Origin of the sequence: Promicromonospora sp. Marseille-Q5078, assembly GCF_050315395.1 — a bacterium.
Classification (GTDB): Bacteria; Actinomycetota; Actinomycetes; order Actinomycetales; family Cellulomonadaceae; genus Isoptericola.
The window spans coordinates 4,192,725-4,211,327 of the sequence record NZ_JBNPQG010000001.1; the positions used below are offsets into that span (position 1 = coordinate 4,192,725).

15 protein-coding genes are annotated in these 18,603 nt (G+C 73.1%); 11 read left to right on the top strand and 4 right to left on the bottom strand.

What is annotated here, in order from left to right; all coding sequences use genetic code 11:
- Nucleotides 1-226: 226 nt before the first annotated feature.
- From ACQFYA_RS19295 to ACQFYA_RS19345, 11 genes are all read left to right on the top strand, one after another.
- Complete coding sequence (locus ACQFYA_RS19295; RefSeq protein WP_499126837.1) at nucleotides 227-1,360, top strand: LacI family DNA-binding transcriptional regulator; 1,134 nt, start codon at nucleotides 227-229, stop codon at nucleotides 1,358-1,360.
- Nucleotides 1,361-1,507: 147 nt separating this feature from the next.
- Nucleotides 1,508-3,169, top strand: a complete 1,662-nt coding sequence (locus ACQFYA_RS19300) for an ABC transporter substrate-binding protein (protein WP_499126838.1) — start codon at nucleotides 1,508-1,510, stop codon at nucleotides 3,167-3,169.
- 116 nt (nucleotides 3,170-3,285) lie between these two features.
- A complete protein-coding gene (locus ACQFYA_RS19305; RefSeq protein WP_499126840.1) occupies nucleotides 3,286-4,266 on the top strand; it encodes an ABC transporter permease in 981 nt (326 codons plus the stop codon).
- 6 nt (nucleotides 4,267-4,272) lie between these two features.
- Nucleotides 4,273-5,253 (top strand): ABC transporter permease, encoded by a 981-nt coding sequence (locus ACQFYA_RS19310; protein ID WP_499126842.1) that lies wholly within the window; start codon nucleotides 4,273-4,275, stop codon nucleotides 5,251-5,253.
- Nucleotides 5,250-6,923, top strand: coding sequence for an ABC transporter ATP-binding protein (locus ACQFYA_RS19315; protein ID WP_499126844.1), 1,674 nt, complete (start codon nucleotides 5,250-5,252; stop codon nucleotides 6,921-6,923). Before ACQFYA_RS19310 ends, ACQFYA_RS19315 begins: the two co-directional genes overlap by 4 nt.
- Nucleotides 6,920-8,239, top strand: coding sequence for an alpha/beta fold hydrolase (locus ACQFYA_RS19320; RefSeq protein WP_499126846.1), 1,320 nt, complete (start codon nucleotides 6,920-6,922; stop codon nucleotides 8,237-8,239). The genes ACQFYA_RS19315 and ACQFYA_RS19320 overlap by 4 nt, the downstream gene beginning before the upstream one ends.
- Nucleotides 8,240-8,294: 55 nt before the next feature.
- Entirely contained in the window at nucleotides 8,295-9,470 is a 1,176-nt protein-coding gene (locus tag ACQFYA_RS19325) for a glycoside hydrolase family 1 protein (protein WP_499126849.1), read from the top strand.
- Nucleotides 9,471-9,654: 184 nt separating this feature from the next.
- Complete coding sequence (locus tag ACQFYA_RS19330; RefSeq protein WP_499126851.1) at nucleotides 9,655-12,021, top strand: glycoside hydrolase family 3 N-terminal domain-containing protein; 2,367 nt, start codon at nucleotides 9,655-9,657, stop codon at nucleotides 12,019-12,021.
- A 101-nt stretch (nucleotides 12,022-12,122) separates the two neighbouring features.
- Complete coding sequence (locus tag ACQFYA_RS19335) at nucleotides 12,123-12,467, top strand: metal-sensitive transcriptional regulator (protein WP_499126852.1); 345 nt, start codon at nucleotides 12,123-12,125, stop codon at nucleotides 12,465-12,467.
- Between the two features lie 39 nt (nucleotides 12,468-12,506).
- Nucleotides 12,507-12,872 (top strand): heavy-metal-associated domain-containing protein, encoded by a 366-nt coding sequence (locus ACQFYA_RS19340; protein WP_499126854.1) that lies wholly within the window; start codon nucleotides 12,507-12,509, stop codon nucleotides 12,870-12,872.
- 189 nt (nucleotides 12,873-13,061) lie between these two features.
- Complete coding sequence (locus ACQFYA_RS19345; protein WP_499126856.1) at nucleotides 13,062-15,740, top strand: heavy metal translocating P-type ATPase; 2,679 nt, start codon at nucleotides 13,062-13,064, stop codon at nucleotides 15,738-15,740.
- A gap of 129 nt (nucleotides 15,741-15,869) precedes the next feature.
- On the opposite strand, the gene ACQFYA_RS19350 is transcribed toward ACQFYA_RS19345, so the two are convergent.
- From ACQFYA_RS19350 to ACQFYA_RS19365, 4 genes are read right to left on the bottom strand one after another with little or no spacing between them, the layout of a single operon-like run.
- Nucleotides 15,870-16,664, bottom strand: a complete 795-nt coding sequence (locus ACQFYA_RS19350) for an ABC transporter permease (protein ID WP_499126858.1) — start codon at nucleotides 16,662-16,664, stop codon at nucleotides 15,870-15,872.
- Nucleotides 16,661-17,572 carry an ABC transporter ATP-binding protein gene (locus ACQFYA_RS19355; RefSeq protein WP_499126860.1) on the bottom strand — a complete coding sequence of 304 codons (912 nt, stop codon included), beginning with the start codon at nucleotides 17,570-17,572 and terminating at the stop codon, nucleotides 16,661-16,663. Before ACQFYA_RS19355 ends, ACQFYA_RS19350 begins: the two co-directional genes overlap by 4 nt.
- Entirely contained in the window at nucleotides 17,569-17,871 is a 303-nt protein-coding gene (locus ACQFYA_RS19360) for a transcriptional regulator (RefSeq protein WP_499126861.1), read from the bottom strand. The genes ACQFYA_RS19355 and ACQFYA_RS19360 overlap by 4 nt, the downstream gene beginning before the upstream one ends.
- The gene (locus ACQFYA_RS19365; RefSeq protein ID WP_499126863.1) at nucleotides 17,864-18,538 is read right to left on the bottom strand and encodes a hypothetical protein; all 675 of its coding nucleotides are present in this window, start codon (nucleotides 18,536-18,538) and stop codon (nucleotides 17,864-17,866) included. Before ACQFYA_RS19365 ends, ACQFYA_RS19360 begins: the two co-directional genes overlap by 8 nt.
- Nucleotides 18,539-18,603: the final 65 nt, after the last annotated feature.

Consider the following 18,603-nt stretch of genomic DNA (forward strand, 5'->3'; position numbering starts at 1 on the left):
CGCTGTGGCCGATGCCTCCACGTGCGCCCGGGCCGAGCGTCGCCTTCGAGCACGCGATCCGTCGCGCCATCCCTCCGGATGACGCGACGGATCGCGTGCTCGAAGGCCACCGGACGGCCGCGGTGGCGCCGGCGCGACCAGCCGCGATGCCGGGATGTATGCGCAGTCACTATCGTGGGACCGCTCGCACGGCCGTGCGGGCGACGCACGTGGTCAAGGAGTTCTGGTGGCGAAGGCCCCCACGGTGTACGACGTCGCGCAGCGCGCGGGGGTGTCGATCGCGACGGTCTCGCGGGTGCTGCGGCGGCCCGACGACGTGCGCGAGCGCACCCGCACGGTGGTGCACGAGGCGATCCGCGAGCTGGGGTACGTGCCCTCCGGCGCGGCCCGCGGCCTGGCGGCGCGCTCGACGGGCGTGCTGGGCCTGTGCTTTCCCGACGTCGACGGCATCGACGAGATCGCCGACCTGCCCGACCCGGTCCGGGTGGGCGAGGCCGTCGAGGTGGTGCACGACGCCGGCGGCCCGGTCACGGCGCGCTGGAGCAACCTGTACCTCGGCGAGGTGATGCGCGGCGCCGAGCTGGAGGCGTGGCGCACGGGCCACGCGGTGATGATCGGCGTGGCCCGCGGCCTGCGCCGCGCCCAGGCGGTCAACGAGCTCGCCGGCCGGGTGGACGGCCTCGCGGTGCTCTCGAAGTCGGTGCCCGACGACCTCCTCGCGCACATCGCGCGGCGCGTGCCCGTCGTCGTCATGGCCGGGCCCCCGCAGGACGACGCCTACGACCACATCTCGGTGGACAACCGCGCGGGCACGCGCGCCCTGGTGGACCACCTGGTCGCCGACCACGGCATCCGCGACCTGGCGTTCGTGGGCGGCCCGTTCGACTCCCCCGACGCGCACGAGCGCTTCCAGGGCTTCCGCGACGCGCTCGCCGCCGCGGGCATGGAGGTGCCCGACGAGCCGGCGGCGCGCAGCGACTTCACGCGGGCCGGCGCGCGCGACCTCGCGGCCCGGATGCTCGCGGACCACGTCACCGGCCGGGGCCCGGGCGACGAGACCGGCCGGGCGCTCCCCCGCGCGCTGGTGTGCTCCAACGACCAGACCGCCCTCGGGTTCCTCGACGTGCTCACGGAGGCGGGGATCGACGTGCCGGGCGACGTCGTCCTGACCGGGTTCGACGGCATCGACGCCACGCAGGCGTCGATGCCCCGCCTGACCACCGTGAGCCAGCCGATGGTCGAGCTCGGCCGCGCGGCCGTCGAGCTGCTGCGCTCCCGGCTGGTCGACCGGTCGGCGCCACCGGCCACCGTGAACCTGCCGGTGCGCGTGCTCCTGCGCGAGAGCTGCGGCTGCCTCTGAGGCCGCGCCCGGGGCTCTCACATGCGGCTTCGCCCGACGGTTTGGCGCTGTGAAATGTATGCGCATACACTCCCCGGGACGGCGCACGCTGACCGGGTGTGCGCGGGCCCTCGCTGGAGAGGCCTCGACGAAGAGGAGTGGATGTCCATGACGCGCACAGCGCGCTCAGGGCGGCGACTGGCCGCCATCGCGGCCACCGTCGCGGTGCTGGCCACGGCGGCCTGCTCGGCACCGGTGCAGAACAAGGGCGACGACGGCGCCACCGGCGGCGCGACGTCGATGCTCATCGCGGCGGACAACGGGTCGCCGACGTTCGACCGGAACTTCAACCCGTACTCGTCGGGCAAGCGCAACACGACGACGTACATGTACGAGCCGCTGGTCATCATCAACGAGATGAGCGGCGAGGAGACCCCCTGGCTCGCCACGGGGTACGAGCAGCCCGACCCGAAGACGGTCGTCTTCACCATCCGTGACGGCGTCACCTGGTCGGACGGCGAGCCCCTGACCGCCGAGGACGTGAAGTTCTCCTTCGACCTCATCAAGAAGCACCCCGAGATGGACCTCAAGGGCGCCTGGTCGCACCTGAAGTCGGTCGAGGTGGACGGCAAGACCGTCGTCGCGCACCTCCAGGCCGACGACGTGCCCGCCGCGCAGATCCTGGCGCAGCAGCTCATCGTCCCCGAGCACATCTGGAAGGACGTCAAGGACCCGGTCACCTTCACCAACGAGGAGCCCGTCGGGTCCGGCCCCTACACGCTCGGCGAGTTCACGCCGAACCAGTACACGCTCACGAAGAACGAGAAGTACTGGCAGGCGGACAAGGTGGCCGTCGAGGAGCTCGTGCAGCCCGCCGCCAACTCCGAGCTGGACATCGTCAAGAACGGCTACGACTGGGCGTACGCGTTCATGAGCGACGTCGACGACACCTGGGTCAAGGCCGACCCCGAGAACAACACGTACTGGTTCCCGGCGGGCGCGGCCATCTCGCTCATCCCGAACATGACGAAGGCGCCGTACGACGACGTCAACTTCCGCACCGGCATCGCCCAGGCCCTCGACAAGCAGGTCATCGCGGACAAGGCCGAGCAGGGTTACGTCGACCGCGCCAGCCAGACCGGCCTCATGCTGCCCAACCAGGAGTCGATCCTCGACACGTCGATCCCGAACCAGGGCTACATCGACCAGGACACCGACGCCGCCCTCGCCTCCTTCGAGAAGGCCGGGTACACGAAGAAGGGCGACGCGCTCGTCGACTCGTCCGGCAAGCCGCTGAAGATCACGATCACCACCCCGAACGGCTGGTCCGACTGGCTGCAGGGCGTGGAGCAGGTCAAGAGCCAGCTCACCGCGATCGGCATCGACGTCACCGTGGTGCAGCCGCAGGCCGCCGCGTACCAGAAGGAGCTCCGCACGGGCGACTTCGACATGATCATGGGCACCGTGGGCGGCACCGGGCAGCCGTTCCAGGACTACAACGGCCTCATGGGCTCCGAGTTCCGGCTGCCCGTCGGCAAGACGGCGGCCGGCAACTTCGGCCGGTTCGAGTCCTCGGAGGCGGACGACCTGCTCGCCGAGCTCAAGGTCACCACCGACGAGGCGAAGAAGACCGAGATCACGCACCGGCTCGAGCAGATCACGTACGAGCAGCTGCCGATGATCGCCCTGTTCTACGGCGGCTCGTGGGGCCTGTTCTCGAACAAGAACTTCACCGGCTGGCCCAGCGCGGACGACCCCTACGCCTCCCCGAAGACCTGGGACTCCACCCCGCTGCTGATCCTCACGCACCTCAAGCCCGCCCAGGGCTGACCTTCCCCTCGCCGGTCGAGCCGGCCCGCTGGTTGAGCCTGTCGAAACCAGGTTTCGACAGGCTCAACCAGCGAGTTCGACAAGCTCAACCAGCACGACCCGACCCGGAGGCTCCGTTGCGCTACGCGCTCCGCAAGCTCGGCCTGCTGGTCCTCACGCTGTGGGCGGCGGTGACGTTGAACTTCGTCATCCCGCGCCTCATGCCCGGTTCGCCCGCTGACGCGGCCATCGCCAAGCTCTCCCAGAACGGCCCCGTGACGCCGTCGGTGCAGGCGGCGATCGAGGCCCAGCTCGGCGTGCCCGGCGGCAGCATCTGGGACCAGTACGTCACGTACCTGAACAACGTCATCCACCTCGACTTCGGGGTGTCGTACACCTTCTTCCCCCAGCAGGTCTCGGAGCTCGTCGCCGGCGCCCTGCCCTGGACGCTCATCATGGTCGGCGCCGTGACCGTCATCGCGTTCGTGCTCGGCACGCTCATCGGCATCGGGGCGGCCTGGAAGCGCGGCACCTGGATGGACTCCCTGCCCACGGTGACGGGCAGCTTCCTCTCCGCGTTCCCGTACTTCTGGACCGCGCTGCTCATCGTCTTCTTCCTCGGCTACGTGCTCGGCTGGTTCCCCACCTCGGGCGCCTACTCGGCCACCGCCGTGCCGAACCTGTCGTGGGACTTCCTCGGCGACGTCCTGTACCACGCGGCCCTGCCCGCAGCGACGATCCTCATCACGTCGCTGGGCGGCTGGATCCTCGGCATGCGCAACACCATGATCAACACGCTCGGCGACGACTACGTGACGTTCGCCGAGGCCAACGGCCTGCGCGGCCGCACGGTCGCGATCCGCTACGCCGCCCGCAACGCGATCCTGCCGAACCTCACCGGCTTCGGCATGGCGCTCGGCGGCGTCGTCGGCGGCTCCCTGCTCGTGGAGCAGGTGTTCGCCTACCCCGGCGTCGGCTACCTGCTCTTCAACGCCGTCACCAACCAGGACTTCCCGCTCATGCAGGCGCTGTTCCTCATGATCACCGTGAGCGTGCTGCTCGCGAACTTCCTGGTGGAGATCCTGTACGGCGTCCTCGACCCCCGAACGAGGCGGTGACCCCCGATGGCTGACACCACTGCTGAACCGACCACCACGGCGCCCGCGGTCACCCCGGACCCCGACGGCCCGGCCCCCGAGGCCGCCCGCGGCCCGTCCCGGCCGGCCCGCACCCGCCTCGGCCGCACCGGCCAGGTGCTCGGCCGCGCGTTCGCGACCGTCTGGGCCAACCCGAAGGCCCGCGTGGGCCTCGTCCTGCTGGGGCTGTTCGTCGTCATGGCGGTCTTCGCCCCGCTGCTCGCCCCGTACTCCCCGCACGACGACTCGTTCGGCCGCAACGAGCCCGGCAGCGCCGCGCACTGGCTCGGCACCACCGGCGCCGGCGAGGACGTGCTCTCCCAGGTGATCTACGGCGCCCGCGTCTCGCTGCTCGTCGGCTTCGTCGCCGGCGGCCTGTCGACGCTGGTGGCCGTCGCCATCGGGCTGTCGTGGGGCTACCTGCGCGGCTGGGGCAACGACGTCGTGAACTTCCTCGTCAACCTGTTCCTCGTGATGCCGGGCCTGCCGCTGATGATCATCATCGCGGCGTACCTGCAGAACGGCGGCCTGCCGATGATCATCCTGGTCGTCGTCATCACCGGGTGGGCGTGGGGCGCGCGCGTGCTGCGCTCGCAGACGCAGTCGCTGCGCTCGCGCGACTTCGTCACGGCCGCGATCTTCTCCGGCGAGAGCTCCACGCGCGTCATCTTCCGCGAGATCCTGCCGAACATGACCTCGATGATCGCGGGGTCGTTCTTCGGCGCCGCGACGTCGGCGGTGCTCGCCGAGTCCGGCCTGTCGTTCCTCGGCCTGGGCGACATGGCCACCGTGAGCTGGGGCTCGATGATCTTCTGGGCGCAGAACTCGATGGCGATCCTCACCGGCCAGTGGATCCTGCTGTTCGCCCCGGGTCTGTGCATCGCGCTGCTGGCGACCTCCATGACCCTCGTGAACTTCGGCGTCGACGGGTTGTCCAACCCGCGCCTGCGGGAAGGGACCGGCCGATGAGCCTGCTCGAGATCCAGGACCTGTCCGTCGTCTACGAGCCCCGCGGGGCCGCGCCGACGCACGCCGTCAAGAACGCGACCCTCTCCCTCGCCCAGGGCGAGTTCGTGGGCCTCGTCGGCGAGTCCGGGTCCGGCAAGTCGACGCTCGGCTTCGCCGTCACCCGGCTCGCCAAGGCCCCGGCGCGCATCTCCGGCGGCCGCATCGTGTTCGACGGCACCGACATCGCGCACCTGGACGCCGAGGAGCTGCGCGTGCAGCGCCACGGCGGGTTCGCCATGGTGCTCCAGTCGGGCATGAACGCGCTCAACCCGGTGCGCAGCATCGCGAACCACTTCGGCGACGTCTTCGCCGCGCACGGCCACGTCCCGAAGGGCAGGCGGCGCCAGCGCGCGATCGAGCTGCTCGACAAGGTGCAGCTGCCCTCGTCGGTGCTCGACCGCTTCCCGGGCGAGCTGTCCGGCGGCATGCGGCAGCGCGTGTCCATCGCGCTCGCCCTGTCGCTCGAGCCGCGGCTCATGGTGTTCGACGAGCCCACCACGGCGCTCGACGTGCTCGTGCAGCACGCCGTCATGGACACCATCCGCGAGCTGCAGGCCGCGGAGGGCTTCACCGCCGTGCTCATCTCGCACGACCTGGGCGTGGTGCTGGAGTCCGCCGAGCGGGTCGTCGTCATGCACGACGGCGAGATCGTCGAGGACGGCGCCTCGCGCCAGATCTTCGAGGCGCCCGCGCACCCGTACACGCAGATGCTGCTGAGCCACTACGCGGACCCGCGGGCCGAGGTCGTCGAGCTGCCCGGCTTCGAGCGCAAGGCGTCGGGCAACGGCGTCTCCCGCGCCGAGCGCCCCGAGCGTGCGGCCGCGCACGACGCGATCGTCGTCGACCACGTGTCGAAGGTGTACCCGCCGCCGCGCCGCGGCGAGAAGGCGGTCACCGCCGTCGACGACGTGTCGTTCCGGCTGGAGCCCGGCGCCGCGATGGCGCTGGTCGGCCAGTCCGGCTCCGGCAAGTCGACCATCGCGAAGATGATCACGGGCGTCGAGCGACCGACGTCGGGCACCGTGACGTTCGGCGAGCTGCGGGTCGACAAGCTGCGCCGGCGCCGGCTCAGGACGCTGCACGCGGACGTCCAGATGGTGTTCCAGGACCCGTACTCGGCGCTCAACCCGCTGCACACCGTGGAGTACACGCTCACCCGGCCGGTGGAGAACTTCACCGGGCTCAAGGGCGAGGCCGCGCGCGAGCGCGTGCTGCAGCTCCTGGAGACCGTGGGCCTCACGCCCGTCGAGCAGTATGCGGCCAAGCTGCCGCACCAGCTCTCGGGCGGGCAGCGCCAGCGCGTCGTCATCGCGCGCGCCCTGGCGTCGAACCCGCAGGTGCTCATCGCGGACGAGCCCGTCTCGATGCTCGATGTGTCGCTGCGCGCCGGCGTGCTCAGCCTGCTGGAGGACCTGCGCGCCGACCTCGGCGTCTCCCTGCTGTACATCACGCACGACCTGCTGTCGGCGCGCGTCGTGACCGACCAGATCATGGTGCTGCACCACGGCAAGGTCGTGGAGTCCGGCGGCACGGCGCAGGTGCTGCGGTTCCCCGAGGACGCCTACACGACCCAGCTGCTCGACGCGGTCCCGCAGCCCGCGCGGCGGTTCGCCGACGGGGCGGCGTCGTGACGCCCCGCCCGCCGGTCGAGCCCGTCGAGACCACGTCCCCGCCGGTCGAGCCTGTCGAGACCATGTCCTCGTCGGTCGAGCCTGTCGAGACCACGTCCCCGCCGGTCGAGCCTGTCGAGACCACGTCCCCGCCGGTCGAGCCTGTCGAGACCACGTCCCCGCCGGTCGAGCCTGTCGAGACCACGTCCCCGCCGGTCGAGCCTGTCGAGACCACGTCCCCGCCGGTCGAGCCTGTCGAGACCACGTCCCCGCCGGTCGAGCCTGTCGAGACCACGTCCCCGCCGGTCGAGCCTGTCGAGACCACGAACCGGGTTTCGACAAGCTCAACCAGCGAGATGGTTTCGACAAGCTCAACCAGCGAGATGGTTTCGACGAGCTCAACCAGCGAGATGGTCTCGACAGGCTCGACCGGCGGAGCAGTCCGGGCGGGCGTGGCGTTCGGCGGCCTGCCCCTGCCGGACGACGTCGAGCCGCTCGTGCTCGACGTGCCGGTGGGCCCGCTCACCGCGCTGCGGTCGGCGGTGCCGGACGGCGTGGAGCGTCGCGCGGTCGCCCTGCTCGTGCCCGGGTTCACCGGGTCGCGGGAGGACCACCGGCTGCTGCTGCCGCTGCTGGCCGCGCGCGGCGTCGAGGCGTGGACGTACTCCCAGCGCGGCCAGGCCGACTCGGCAGCCCCGCGCGGGGTGGGCGCCTACCGCCGCGACGACTTCACGGGCGACGCGCTGGACGTCGCCGCGGTCGTGAGCGCGGCGGCCGGCATCGAGCCCGGCGACCTGCACCTGCTGGGGCACAGCTTCGGCGGAACCGTCGCGGCGGCCACGGTCGTCCGCGCGCCCGGCGCCTTCGCCAGCCTCACGATGCTGTGCTCCGGCCCGCACGGCTGGCCCGGGCGCAAGGACGCCGAGCGCGACCGCCTGCTCGGCGCCGCCGGCCTGGTCGACCTGTGGACCCTCGACAACCCCGCGCTCGCGCGGCGGGTGGCCGCGGACCCGCAGGCGCTGGCCGGCCTCGACGCCGACACCCGCTTCGTGCGGGAGCGCTCGATCGCCACCAGCGTGGACAACCTGCTGGGCGCCATCGACGTGCTCGCCGACGTCCGCGACGTCACGCCCGACCTCGCCGCCACCGGCCTCCCGGTGCTCGTCGCGCACGGCGTCGACGACGCCGCGTGGCCGCAGCCGTGGCAGCGCGCCATGGCCGAGCGGCTCGGCGCCCGCTACGGGGTGATCGACGACGCCGGGCACCTGCCCAACGTCGAGAACCCCGCCGCGACCGCCGACCTGCTCGCCGGCTTCTGGTCGGCGACCACCGGCTGAGCCACCCGCTCGCACCCCACGCACTCCGCACCACCGACGACGTAAGGATCCACCCGTGCTGCACTTCCCCGAGGGCTTCCGCTGGGGCGCCGCCACCGCGGCCCACCAGATCGAGGGCAACAACATCAACAGCGACTGGTGGCCGCGCGAGCACGCCGCCGGCACCTCGATCGTCGAGCCCAGCGGCGACGCGGCCGACAGCTACCACCGCTACCGCGAAGACATGACGCTCCTGCGCGACGCGGGGCTCGACACCTACCGGTTCTCCATCGAGTGGGCGCGCATCGAGCCGGAGGACGGCTTCGTCTCGCGCGCCGAGATCGCGCACTACCGCCGCATGGTGGAGACCTGCCTCGAGCTCGGCATCACCCCGATGGTCACGCTCATGCACTTCACGGTGCCCCGTTGGTTCGCCGACGAGGGCATGTGGCGCTCCCCGAAGGCGGCCGACCGCTTCGCCCGCTTCACGGAGCTCGCCCTGCCGATCCTCGGCGACGACGTCGACTACGTCTGCACCATCAACGAGCCCAACATCGCCGCGATGATCGCCGGCGGTGAGGACCCGGCGAACCTCGTGGCCTACGGCCTGCCCGACCCCGACCTGCAGGTCGCGGACACCCTTCTCGAGTGCCACACCCGGTCGCGCGAGATCCTCGCCGGCGTGGGCGGCATCAAGTCCGGCTGGACCGTCGCGACGCAGGACTTCCAGCCCGAGCCGGGCTGCGAGGACGTGGCGCACGAGTACGGCCACCAGCGCGACGACTGGTACCTCGAGGCCGCCCGCGGCGACGACTGGGTGGGCGTCCAGGCCTACACCCGCACGATCATCGGCCCCGACGGCCCTCGCCAGGTGCCCGAGGGCGTCGAGACCACTCTCACGGGCTGGGAGTTCTACCCCCTCGCGCTCGAGCACGGCGTGCGCGCGGCCTGGGAGAAGACGCAGGGCGTGCCGGTCTTCGTCACCGAGAACGGCATGGCCACGCAGGACGACGCGCGCCGCGTCGACTACACCGAGGGCGCGCTGGCCGGCCTGCACTCGGCGATCACCGACGGCGTCGACGTGCGGGGCTACCTGCACTGGAGCCTGCTCGACAACTACGAGTGGGCCTCCGGCTTCCGCCCCACGTTCGGGCTGATCGAGTTCGACTCCGAGACGTTCGAGCGCCGCCCGAAGCCGTCGCTCGGCTGGCTCGGCTCCGTCGCGCAGGCGAACGGCCTCACCGTCCGCTGACCCGTCGAGGTAGCTCGAGACCCCGCGAGGTAGTGCGAAAGTCGCCGAGGTAGTTCGCATCTCCGCGAGGTAGTGGTCTGGTCCACTACCTCGGCGAGGATCGAACTACCTCGGCGATTTTCGAACTACCTCGCGAGATCTGGGACTACCTCGGCCACCTGTTCCCGACGAAGGACTCGTACTCATGACCGACCTGCCCTACCGCGACCCCGCCCTCTCCCCCGCCGAGCGGGTAGAGGACCTGCTCAGCCGGATGACGCTGCCCGAGAAGGTGGGGCAGATGCTGCAGCTCAACGCGATGGACGACCTCGAGGACATCGTGAGCCACCGGCTGGCCGGGTCGATCCTGCACGCGTCGCCGGAGCGGGTGGTCGAGGCGATCGAGCTGGCACGCGGCACGCGCCTCGGCATCCCGCTGCTGGTGGCCGACGACGCCATCCACGGCCACGGGTTCTTCCCCGGCGCGACCGTGTTCCCCAGCCAGCTGGGGATGGCGGCGACGTGGGACCTCGACCTCGTGGAGCGGGCGGCGCGCGCGACGGCGGTCGAGGCCTCCGCGACCGGCCTGCACTGGACCTTCTCCCCCGTGCTGTGCGCGACGCGCGACCTGCGGTGGGGCCGCGTGAACGAGACGTTCGGCGAGGACCCGTACCTCATCGGGGAACTGGGCGCCGCGATGGTGCGCGGCTACCAGGGCGAGGGCCTCACCGACCCGACGGCGGTGCTCGCCACGGCGAAGCACTTCGCCGGCTACTCCGAGACCCAGGGCGGTCGCGACGCGACCGAGGCCGACCTCACGCCGCGCAAGCTGCGCTCCTGGTTCCTGCCGCCGTTCGAGCGCGTGGTCCGCGAGGGCGTGCGCACGGTGATGATCGGCTACCAGGCGATCGACGGCGTGCCCATCACCACCAGCCGCTGGCTGCTGCAGGGCGTGCTCAAGGACGAGTGGGGCTTCGACGGCACCCTCGTCACCGACTGGGACAACGTGGGCCGCATGGTGTGGGAGCAGCACGTGAGCCCCGACCACGCGCACGCGTCGGCCGCCGCGGTGGCCGCGGGGAACGACGTCGTCATGGCGACGCCCAAGTTCTTCGAGGGCGCCCAGGAGGCCGTCGCCGACGGGCGCATCGACGAGCAGCGGCTCGACGACGCGGTGCGGCGCATCCTGCGCCTCAAGGTGGACCTCGGGCTGTTCGAGGACCCGCGGGCGCCGGTCGCCGAGCGCATCGAGGCCGTCGTCGGCTCCGCCGCACACCGCGATCTGGCCCTCGACGTCGCGCGCGCCTCGCTCGTGCTGCTGGAGAACGACGGGACGCTGCCGCTCCTGCCGTCGGTCGAGACCCACCCGCAGGTCGAGACCCACCCGCAGGTCGAGCCTGTCGAGACCCGGGTTTCGACAGGCTCAACCAGCGGGGTTTCGACAGGCTCAACCAGCGAGGTTTCGACGGGCTCGACCGGCGAGGCGCTGCGCGTCGCCGTCGTCGGGCCGAACGCCGACGACCCGCACGCGCAGCTCGGCGACTGGGCGGGCGCGTCGGGGCAGGTGAGCTGGATCCGCGACGGGCACCCGCGCGAGCTGGTCGAGACGGTGCTGGACGGCTTCCGCGCCGTCGCGCCCGCGTCGTGGGAGGTCGTGCACGCCCGCGGGGCGAACGTCGTGGAGCTGGGCCCCGACCCCGACGGCACGCACTTCCCCGACGGCCAGCCGCGCCCGCAGGCGGCGCTGCCTGCGCCGTCCGACCCGGCGCTGCTGGCCGAGGCCGAGGAGGCGGCCCGCGCCGCCGACGTCGTCGTGGCCGTGCTGGGCGACGAGGTCGCGCTGGCCGGCGAGGGGAAGTCCACCGCGACGCTGGAGCTGCAGGGCGGGCAGGTGGAGCTGCTGGAGCGGCTCGTCGCGACCGGCACGCCGGTCGTCGTCGTGCTCGTCGCGTCCAAGCCGCTGGTGCTGCCCGAGGCCGCGAGCCGCGCGGCCGCCCTGGTGCACGCCGCGAACCCGGGCATGCTCGGCGGCCGGGCCGTGGCGGAGCTGCTGCTCGGCCTCGTCGAGCCGACGGGCCGCCTGCCGATCTCGTACGCGCTGCACGCCGGGCAGCAGCCCGTGTTCTACCACCAGGTGCGCGGCCAGCACGGCACGCGGTACGCCGACCTCACGCAGCGCCCGCCGTACGTCTTCGGCGAGGGCCTCTCGTACACCACCGTCGAGTACTCCGACCTGGAGCTGGACGCCGCCGACATCCCGCCCGACGGCGTCGTGCGGGGCCGTGTCACCGTGACCAACACCGGGGACCGGCCGACGATCGAGACCGTGCAGGTCTACGTGAGCGACCTGGTCACCTCCGTCACCTGGGCGGACCGCGAGCTCACGACGTTCCGGCGCGTGCCGCTCGCGCCGGGCGAGAGCGTCGTCGTCGAGGTCGAGGTGCCCGCCGCCGACTGCACGATCGTCGACGCCGCCGGGGAGCGCGTCGTCGAGCCGGGCGGCTTCGAGCTGCTCGTGGGCCCCAGCTCCCGTCGTGACGACCTGCTGGTGGCGCCGTTCCGCATCTCCTGACCCCCTTCGAGAACGGGATCTGTCGCGTCACCCGGCCAGATGGCGCGACAGATCCCGTTCTCGAAGGTTGACACGTTACCCCCTAGGGGTATGGTGGAGCCATGACCGAGACGACCGCACCCACCGACGCCGTCGTGCACGACGCCACCCCGCAGCATGACGGGCCGCACGGCTACGCCTCCGACAAGGAGGCGTACCTCAAGCGCATGCGCCGCATCGAGGGACAGGTGCGCGGCATCGCGCGCATGATCGACGAGGACGTGTACTGCATCGACATCCTCACGCAGGTGTCCGCGGTGACCAAGGCCTTGCAGGCCGTCTCCATCGGCCTCGTCGAGGATCACCTGGGGCACTGCGTCGTCGACGCCGCCCGCGCGTCCGAGGCCGAGGGCGCCGCCAAGGTCAAGGAGGCCGCCGACGCGATCGGCCGGCTCGTCCGGTCCTGACCCCCCGTTGCTGATCCACCCACCGATGAAGGAGCACGCATGAGCACCGTCACCACCCTGGGCGTCACCGGCATGACCTGCGCCAACTGCGTGGCCCACGTGACGAAGGACCTCTCCGCCGTGCCCGGCGTCGAGGACGTCACCGTGTCGCTGCACGCGGGCGGCACCTCCGAGGTCGCCGTCTTCTCCGACGCCCCGCTCGACGAGGCCGCGCTGCGCGAGGCCGTCGACGAGGCCGGGTACGACGTCGCCTCCGTGGCCGTCCAGGCGGACGCGCTCGCCGCCCAGCAGGCCGCCCAGGCCCCCGCCCGCCAGCACGCCCACGACGACGCCTGCGGCTGCGGCGGCCAGCACGCCGCGCGCGACCACAAGACGTACGACCTGGCCGTGCCCCCGCGCGCCTGAGCCGCCACCGCTCGCCGCGTCGGCGAGCCACCACCCGCGGACCGCCTGCCGAACCGTCGCGCCGCTCACCCGCCCGCGACCCAGGCCCTCCGCGCCGCGCCGTCGTCGACCCGACCGGCGCCCCCACCGCGACCCCGCCACCCCGGTCGTCGCGGGCGACCCCCGCCCCAGCACCTCAGGGAGTCACCCATGAGCGCCCCCACCGAGACGCCCCAGCCGGGCGTCGCCGGTACCCCGCCCGCCCCGGTCCTCGCGATCGACCTCGCCATCGAGGGCATGACCTGCGCCTCGTGCGTGGCCCGCGTCGAGAAGCGCCTCAACCGCGTGGACGGCGTCACCGCCACCGTCAACCTGCCGCTCGAGAGCGCCCACGTCGAGGTCACGGCGCCCGTCGACGACGCCGTGCTGGTCGAGGCCGTCGCGAAGGCCGGCTACGGCGCCCGCGTCACCGCGCGGCGCGACGTCGCCCCACCCCCGTCGGTCGAGCCTGTCGAGACCACACCGCCGGTCGCCCCTTCCCCGCCGGTCGAGCCTGTCGAGACCCGGGTTTCGACAGGCTCAACCAGCGAGGTTTCGACAGGCTCAACCAGCGAGGTTTCGACAGGCTCAACCAGCGAGGTTTCGACAGGCTCAACCAGCGAGGCCTCGACAGGCTCAACCAGCGAGGCCTCGACCTCCGGCAGCGATGCGCGCGGCGACGACCTGCGCCGCCGGCTGGTCGCGTCCGCGATCCTCACGGTGCCGGTGGTGGCGCTGTCGATGATCCCCGCGCTGCAGCTCACGGGCTGGCAGTGGATCGTGGCCGCGCTGGCGCTGCCGGTCGTGACGTGGGGCGCGTGGCCGTTCCACACCGCGGCCGTGCGCGCCGCGCGGCACGGCGCCTCCACGATGGACACGCTGGTCTCCCTCGGCGTCGCGGCGGCCACGCTGTGGTCGCTGTGGGCGCTCACGCTCGGCGGCGCGGGCGAGCTCGGCATGCGGATGCAGCCGTCGCTCGTGCCGTCCGCCGCCGAGGGCGCACCCGAGCTGTACTTCGAGGTCGCGGCCGTCGTCACGACCTTCCTCCTCGCCGGCCGGTACGCCGAGCACCGCTCCCGGCGCCGCGCGGGCGACGCCCTGCGCGCCCTGCTGGAGCTGGGCGCCAAGGACGCCGAGCGCGTGCGCCTCGACGCCGACGGCACGCCCGCCGTCGGGCCGGACGGCGGCCGCGTCACCGAGCGCGTGCCGGCGGGCGACCTCGCCGTCGGCGACGTGTTCGTCGTGCGGCCGGGCGAGAAGGTCGCCACGGACGGCGAGGTGGTCGAGGGCGCCAGCGCCGTCGACACATCGCTGCTCACGGGCGAGCCGGTGCCGGTCGACGTCGGCCCCGGGGACGCCGTGACCGGCGCGACCGTCAACACGTCGGGGAGCCTGCTGGTGCGCGCCACCCGCGTGGGCGAGGAGACGACGCTCGCGCAGATCGGCCGCCTGGTGTCCCAGGCGCAGACGGGCAAGGCGCCCGTGGCGCGGCTCGCCGACCGCATCTCCGCCGTCTTCGTGCCCGTGGTGCTGGGCCTGTCGGTGCTCACGCTCGTGGGCTGGCTGCTGGCCGGCGCGGACGTGCAGCTCGCCTTCACCGCCGCCGTGGCCGTGCTGATCATCGCGTGCCCGTGCGCCCTCGGTCTCGCGACGCCCACCGCGCTGCTGGTCGGTACCGGCCGCGGCGCGCAGCTCGGCATCCTCATCAAGGGGCCGGAGATCCTGGAGTCCACGCGCCGCGTCGACACCGTGGTGCTCGACAAGACCGGCACCGTCACCGAGGGCCGCATGCGGGTGGAGCACGTCGTCGCCCGGGACCTGTCAGAGCCACGTGAGGGTATGCCGGCACCTGGCTCTGACAACCCGCGCGGAGGGGAGGTGCTCGCCTACGCAGGCGCGGTCGAGGCCCTGAGCGAGCACCCGATCGCGCACGCCGTCGCGGCCGCGGCCCGCGAGCTGTCAGAGCCACGTGAGGGTATGGCGTCACCTGGCTCTGACAGCTCCCGGGCGGGGGCCGACGGCGTCGGCATCGGCGCGCTGCAGGCGTTCGACTTCCGCGCCACGCCGGGCGGCGGGGTCGAGGCCGTGGTGCGGCGCGCGCACTCGGGGCTCGGCTCGGCACCGCACGGCCTCGGGCTCGACGGCGGGCTCAACGCGCGCCGGGTGCTCGTCGGGCAGCCGTCGTGGCTGGCCGGGCAGGGCGTCGCGTTCCCCGACGACCTCGCCGCCGCCTTCGCCGACGCCGAGGCGACCGGCGCGAGCGCCGTCGTCGTCGCGTGGGACGGCGCCGCCCGGGGCGTCGTCGTGCTGCGCGACCCCGTCAAGGCGACGTCCGCCCGGGCGGTCGCCGAGCTGCGCGCGCTCGGGCTGCGGCCGGTGCTCCTCACCGGCGACGGCGAGGGCGCGGCCCGCGTGGCCGCCCGCGAGGTCGGCATCGCGGACGAGGACGTGATCGCCCGCGTGCTGCCGCAGGACAAGGCGGCGGTCGTGGCCCGGCTGCGGTCCGAGGGCCGGGTCGTCGCGATGGTCGGCGACGGCGTGAACGACGCCGCCGCTCTCGCCACCGCCGACCTCGGCCTCGCGATGGGCACCGGCACCGACGTCGCGATCGAGGCGAGCGACATCACGCTGGTGCGCGGCGACCTGCGGGCCGCGCCCGCCGCCGTCCGCCTGTCCCGGCGGACCCTCCGGGTGATCAAGCAGAACCTGTTCTGGGCGTTCGCCTACAACGTGGCGGCCATCCCGCTCGCGGCGGCCGGGCTGCTCAACCCGATGATCGCCGGGGCGGCCATGGCCGCGTCGTCCGTCATCGTCGTCGGCAACTCGCTCCGGCTGCGCCGCGCCGCCTGACCCCGTCGGTCGAGCCTGTCGAGACCCGGTACCGGGTTTCGACAGGCTCAACCAGCGTTCGGGTTTCGACAGGCTCAACCAGCGTTCGGGTCTCGACAGGATCGACCAGCGTTCGAGGGCGGGCCCGGGTCAGCGGAAGCGGCGGCCCTCGTCGCGGCGGTAGGCGCCCACGGCCAGGGCGGCGAACAGCGCCGTCCAGCCGAGCAGCACCAGCCAGGCCGTCGGGTACGCCGGCTCCCCCGTGAGCGCCTGCACGAGCAGGTCGCGACCCGCCCGCGTGGGCGTGGCCTGCGAGATCCCGTCGAGCCAGGACGGGAACGCCTGCGGCGGCAGGAACAGCCCGCCCGCGAACGCCAGCGGGAACAGCACCACCTGCACCACCGGCAGCGCGGCCTTCGCGGACAGGGAGTAGCCCACGGCCATGCCGAGCAGCACGAACGGCACGGACACCAGCAGGATCGTGCCGACCCCCGCCAGAAGCTGGCCGAACGTCACCGTCGCGGCGGTGAACAGCCAGCCGATGAGGATCAGCGGCACCAGGCCGAAGAGCGCGAAGATCGCGCCGTTGCCGATCCGCGCCACCATCCGCGGTCCGGGGCCGGCGGGCAGGGAGCGCAGGAAGGGGTCGAACGGGAGCTGCCGGTCCTCCGCCACGCCCAGCCCGTACGTGAACAGGCTGGCGGAGCACACGGCGAACAGGCCGAGGCTCGCCACCGACATGGTGGCCCACAGCGGGTTCTGGGCCACGTCGCTCTGCGGCACGACGAAGAAGAACATCGCCAGCGCGGGGAACAGCATGTTGCCCAGCACGGCGATCGGCACGCGCACCGTCTCCAGGAACTGGTAGCGCAGGTGCAGCCACGTCAGCCGCAGAGGGCCGGGCACACCCGCCGCCGCGCGGGCCGGGGTCGTCGTCGCACTCATCGGGCCACCTCCTGCATCACCATCTCCTCGAACGCCTCCTCGAGGCTCGCGCCCCGGATCCGGAGGTCGGCGAACTCCACGTCGCCGCGCACGAGCTCCCGCACGAGGGCGTCGGCGTCCGCGGTGTACAGCTCCTGGGTGCCGTCCTCGCGGCGCTCGGCACGCACGACGCCCGGCCACGCGGCGAGGTCCGCCGCCGAGCGCAGGGCCACCCGGCGCAGCCCGACGCGGCGCAGGATCGCGGCGAGCGAGTCGTCGGCGCGCACCACGCCGCGGTCGATGACGACGACGCGCTGCGCCAGCGCCTGCACCTCCTCGAGGTAGTGGCTGGTCAGCAGCACCGTGCCGCCGCCCGCGTGGTAGTCGCGGATCGCGTCCCACAGCGCCTGGCGCGCCCCGACGTCGAGGCCGGTGGTCGGCTCGTCGAGCAGTACGACGCGCGGCCGCCCCACGAGGGAGAGCGCGACGGCGAGCCGCCGCTTCTGCCCGCCGGACAGGGCGCCCGTCTGACGCCGGGCCAGGTCCGCGAGGCCGAACTGCTCGAGCAGCTCGCCGGTCGGCACCGCGTCGGCGAAGTGCCCGCCGACGAAGTCGACCACCTCCCGCACGCGCAGCGTCGCGGGCAGCCCCGTCTCCTGCGGGGTGATGCCGAGGCCGGCGCGGCTGGCGGCGTCGCGCGGGTCGCCGCCCAGCAGCCGCACCGTTCCGGCGTCGGGGCGGCGCTGGCCGCTCACCAGCGACAGCAGCGTCGACTTGCCGGCGCCGTTCGGGCCGAGCAGGCCCACGAGCTCGCCGGGGCCGATGTCGAGGCTCACGTCGTCGAGCGCGACGACGTCGCCGAAGCGCCTGGTGACGCGGTCCACCGCGACGACGGCGGGGGCGCGCTCCGGGGGCCTGGTCCTGGTCATGTTCCGGCTCCTCTCAGCAGGCCGGTCAGGGCCTCGGTGTAGTCCTCGAACGCGCGCCGACCCTGCGGGGTGAGCGCGAGGTAGGTCGCGGGGGTGCGGCCCTCGTGGGTCTTGGTGACGCGCACGTAGCCGGCGTCCTCCAGCTTGCGGAGGTGGGTGGACAGGTTGCCCGCCGTCATGTCGAGCAGCTTCTGCAGCCTGGGGAAGCTCAGCTCGTCGCCGGCGGCGAGCGCGGCGAGCGTCGCGACGACGCGCAGCCGGGCGGGCGCGTGGATGACCGGGTCGAGGGCGTCAGCCACGGCCGGTCCCCTCGCCCGCCCCACGACGGCGGCGCAGGCGCCGCAGGTGCTCCACGACAGCCATGACGAGGAATCCGCCGCCGCCCGCGGACGCCATCACGAGGTAGGTGAGGGGAAGGCCGGCAAGCGTTGCCGCCGCGGCGACCACCAGGATCCAGGCGCCGAGGACGAAGAGGTTGCGGTCGCCGAAGGCGACCGACCCGCCCAGGTAGAGGAGCCCGACGACGAGGCACGCACCGCCGTTGCTGGCGAGTCCCATGACCTCGCCCTCCGCCCCGGCGCGGGCGAGCCCGCCGAGGAACGCGCTGAGGGTGAGGAAGCCGAGCAGCCACGACCAGCCGTACATGGCCCCCGCGCGGGCCGAGACGCCGCGCGTGCCCGCGGTCCGGCTGATGGTGGTCACCATCGTGACCACGACCGCGGCGGCGAGCGCGACGGCGTAGGCCCAGTACGCCCACGGCTCCGGCTGCTCCCGCCCCTGCGCGGACCACCACAGCACGAGGTAGCCGCCCAGCCACGCGACGGCCCAGGCGCCGTAGATCGCCCGGCCGTCGGGCTCCAGGGCGGCGCGGGCGCGGTCCTGCTGCTCGCGGATGAGCCGCAGGGAGTCGGCGGCGGCGAGCCCGGCGTCGTCGCCGTCGCCGGGCCGGTCGGGGGTGCTGGTCATCGCTTCCTCACAGAGAACTTTGTGCGGCAAACCTGTTTGTCGAGCATCGCACGCCGACCGCCCCG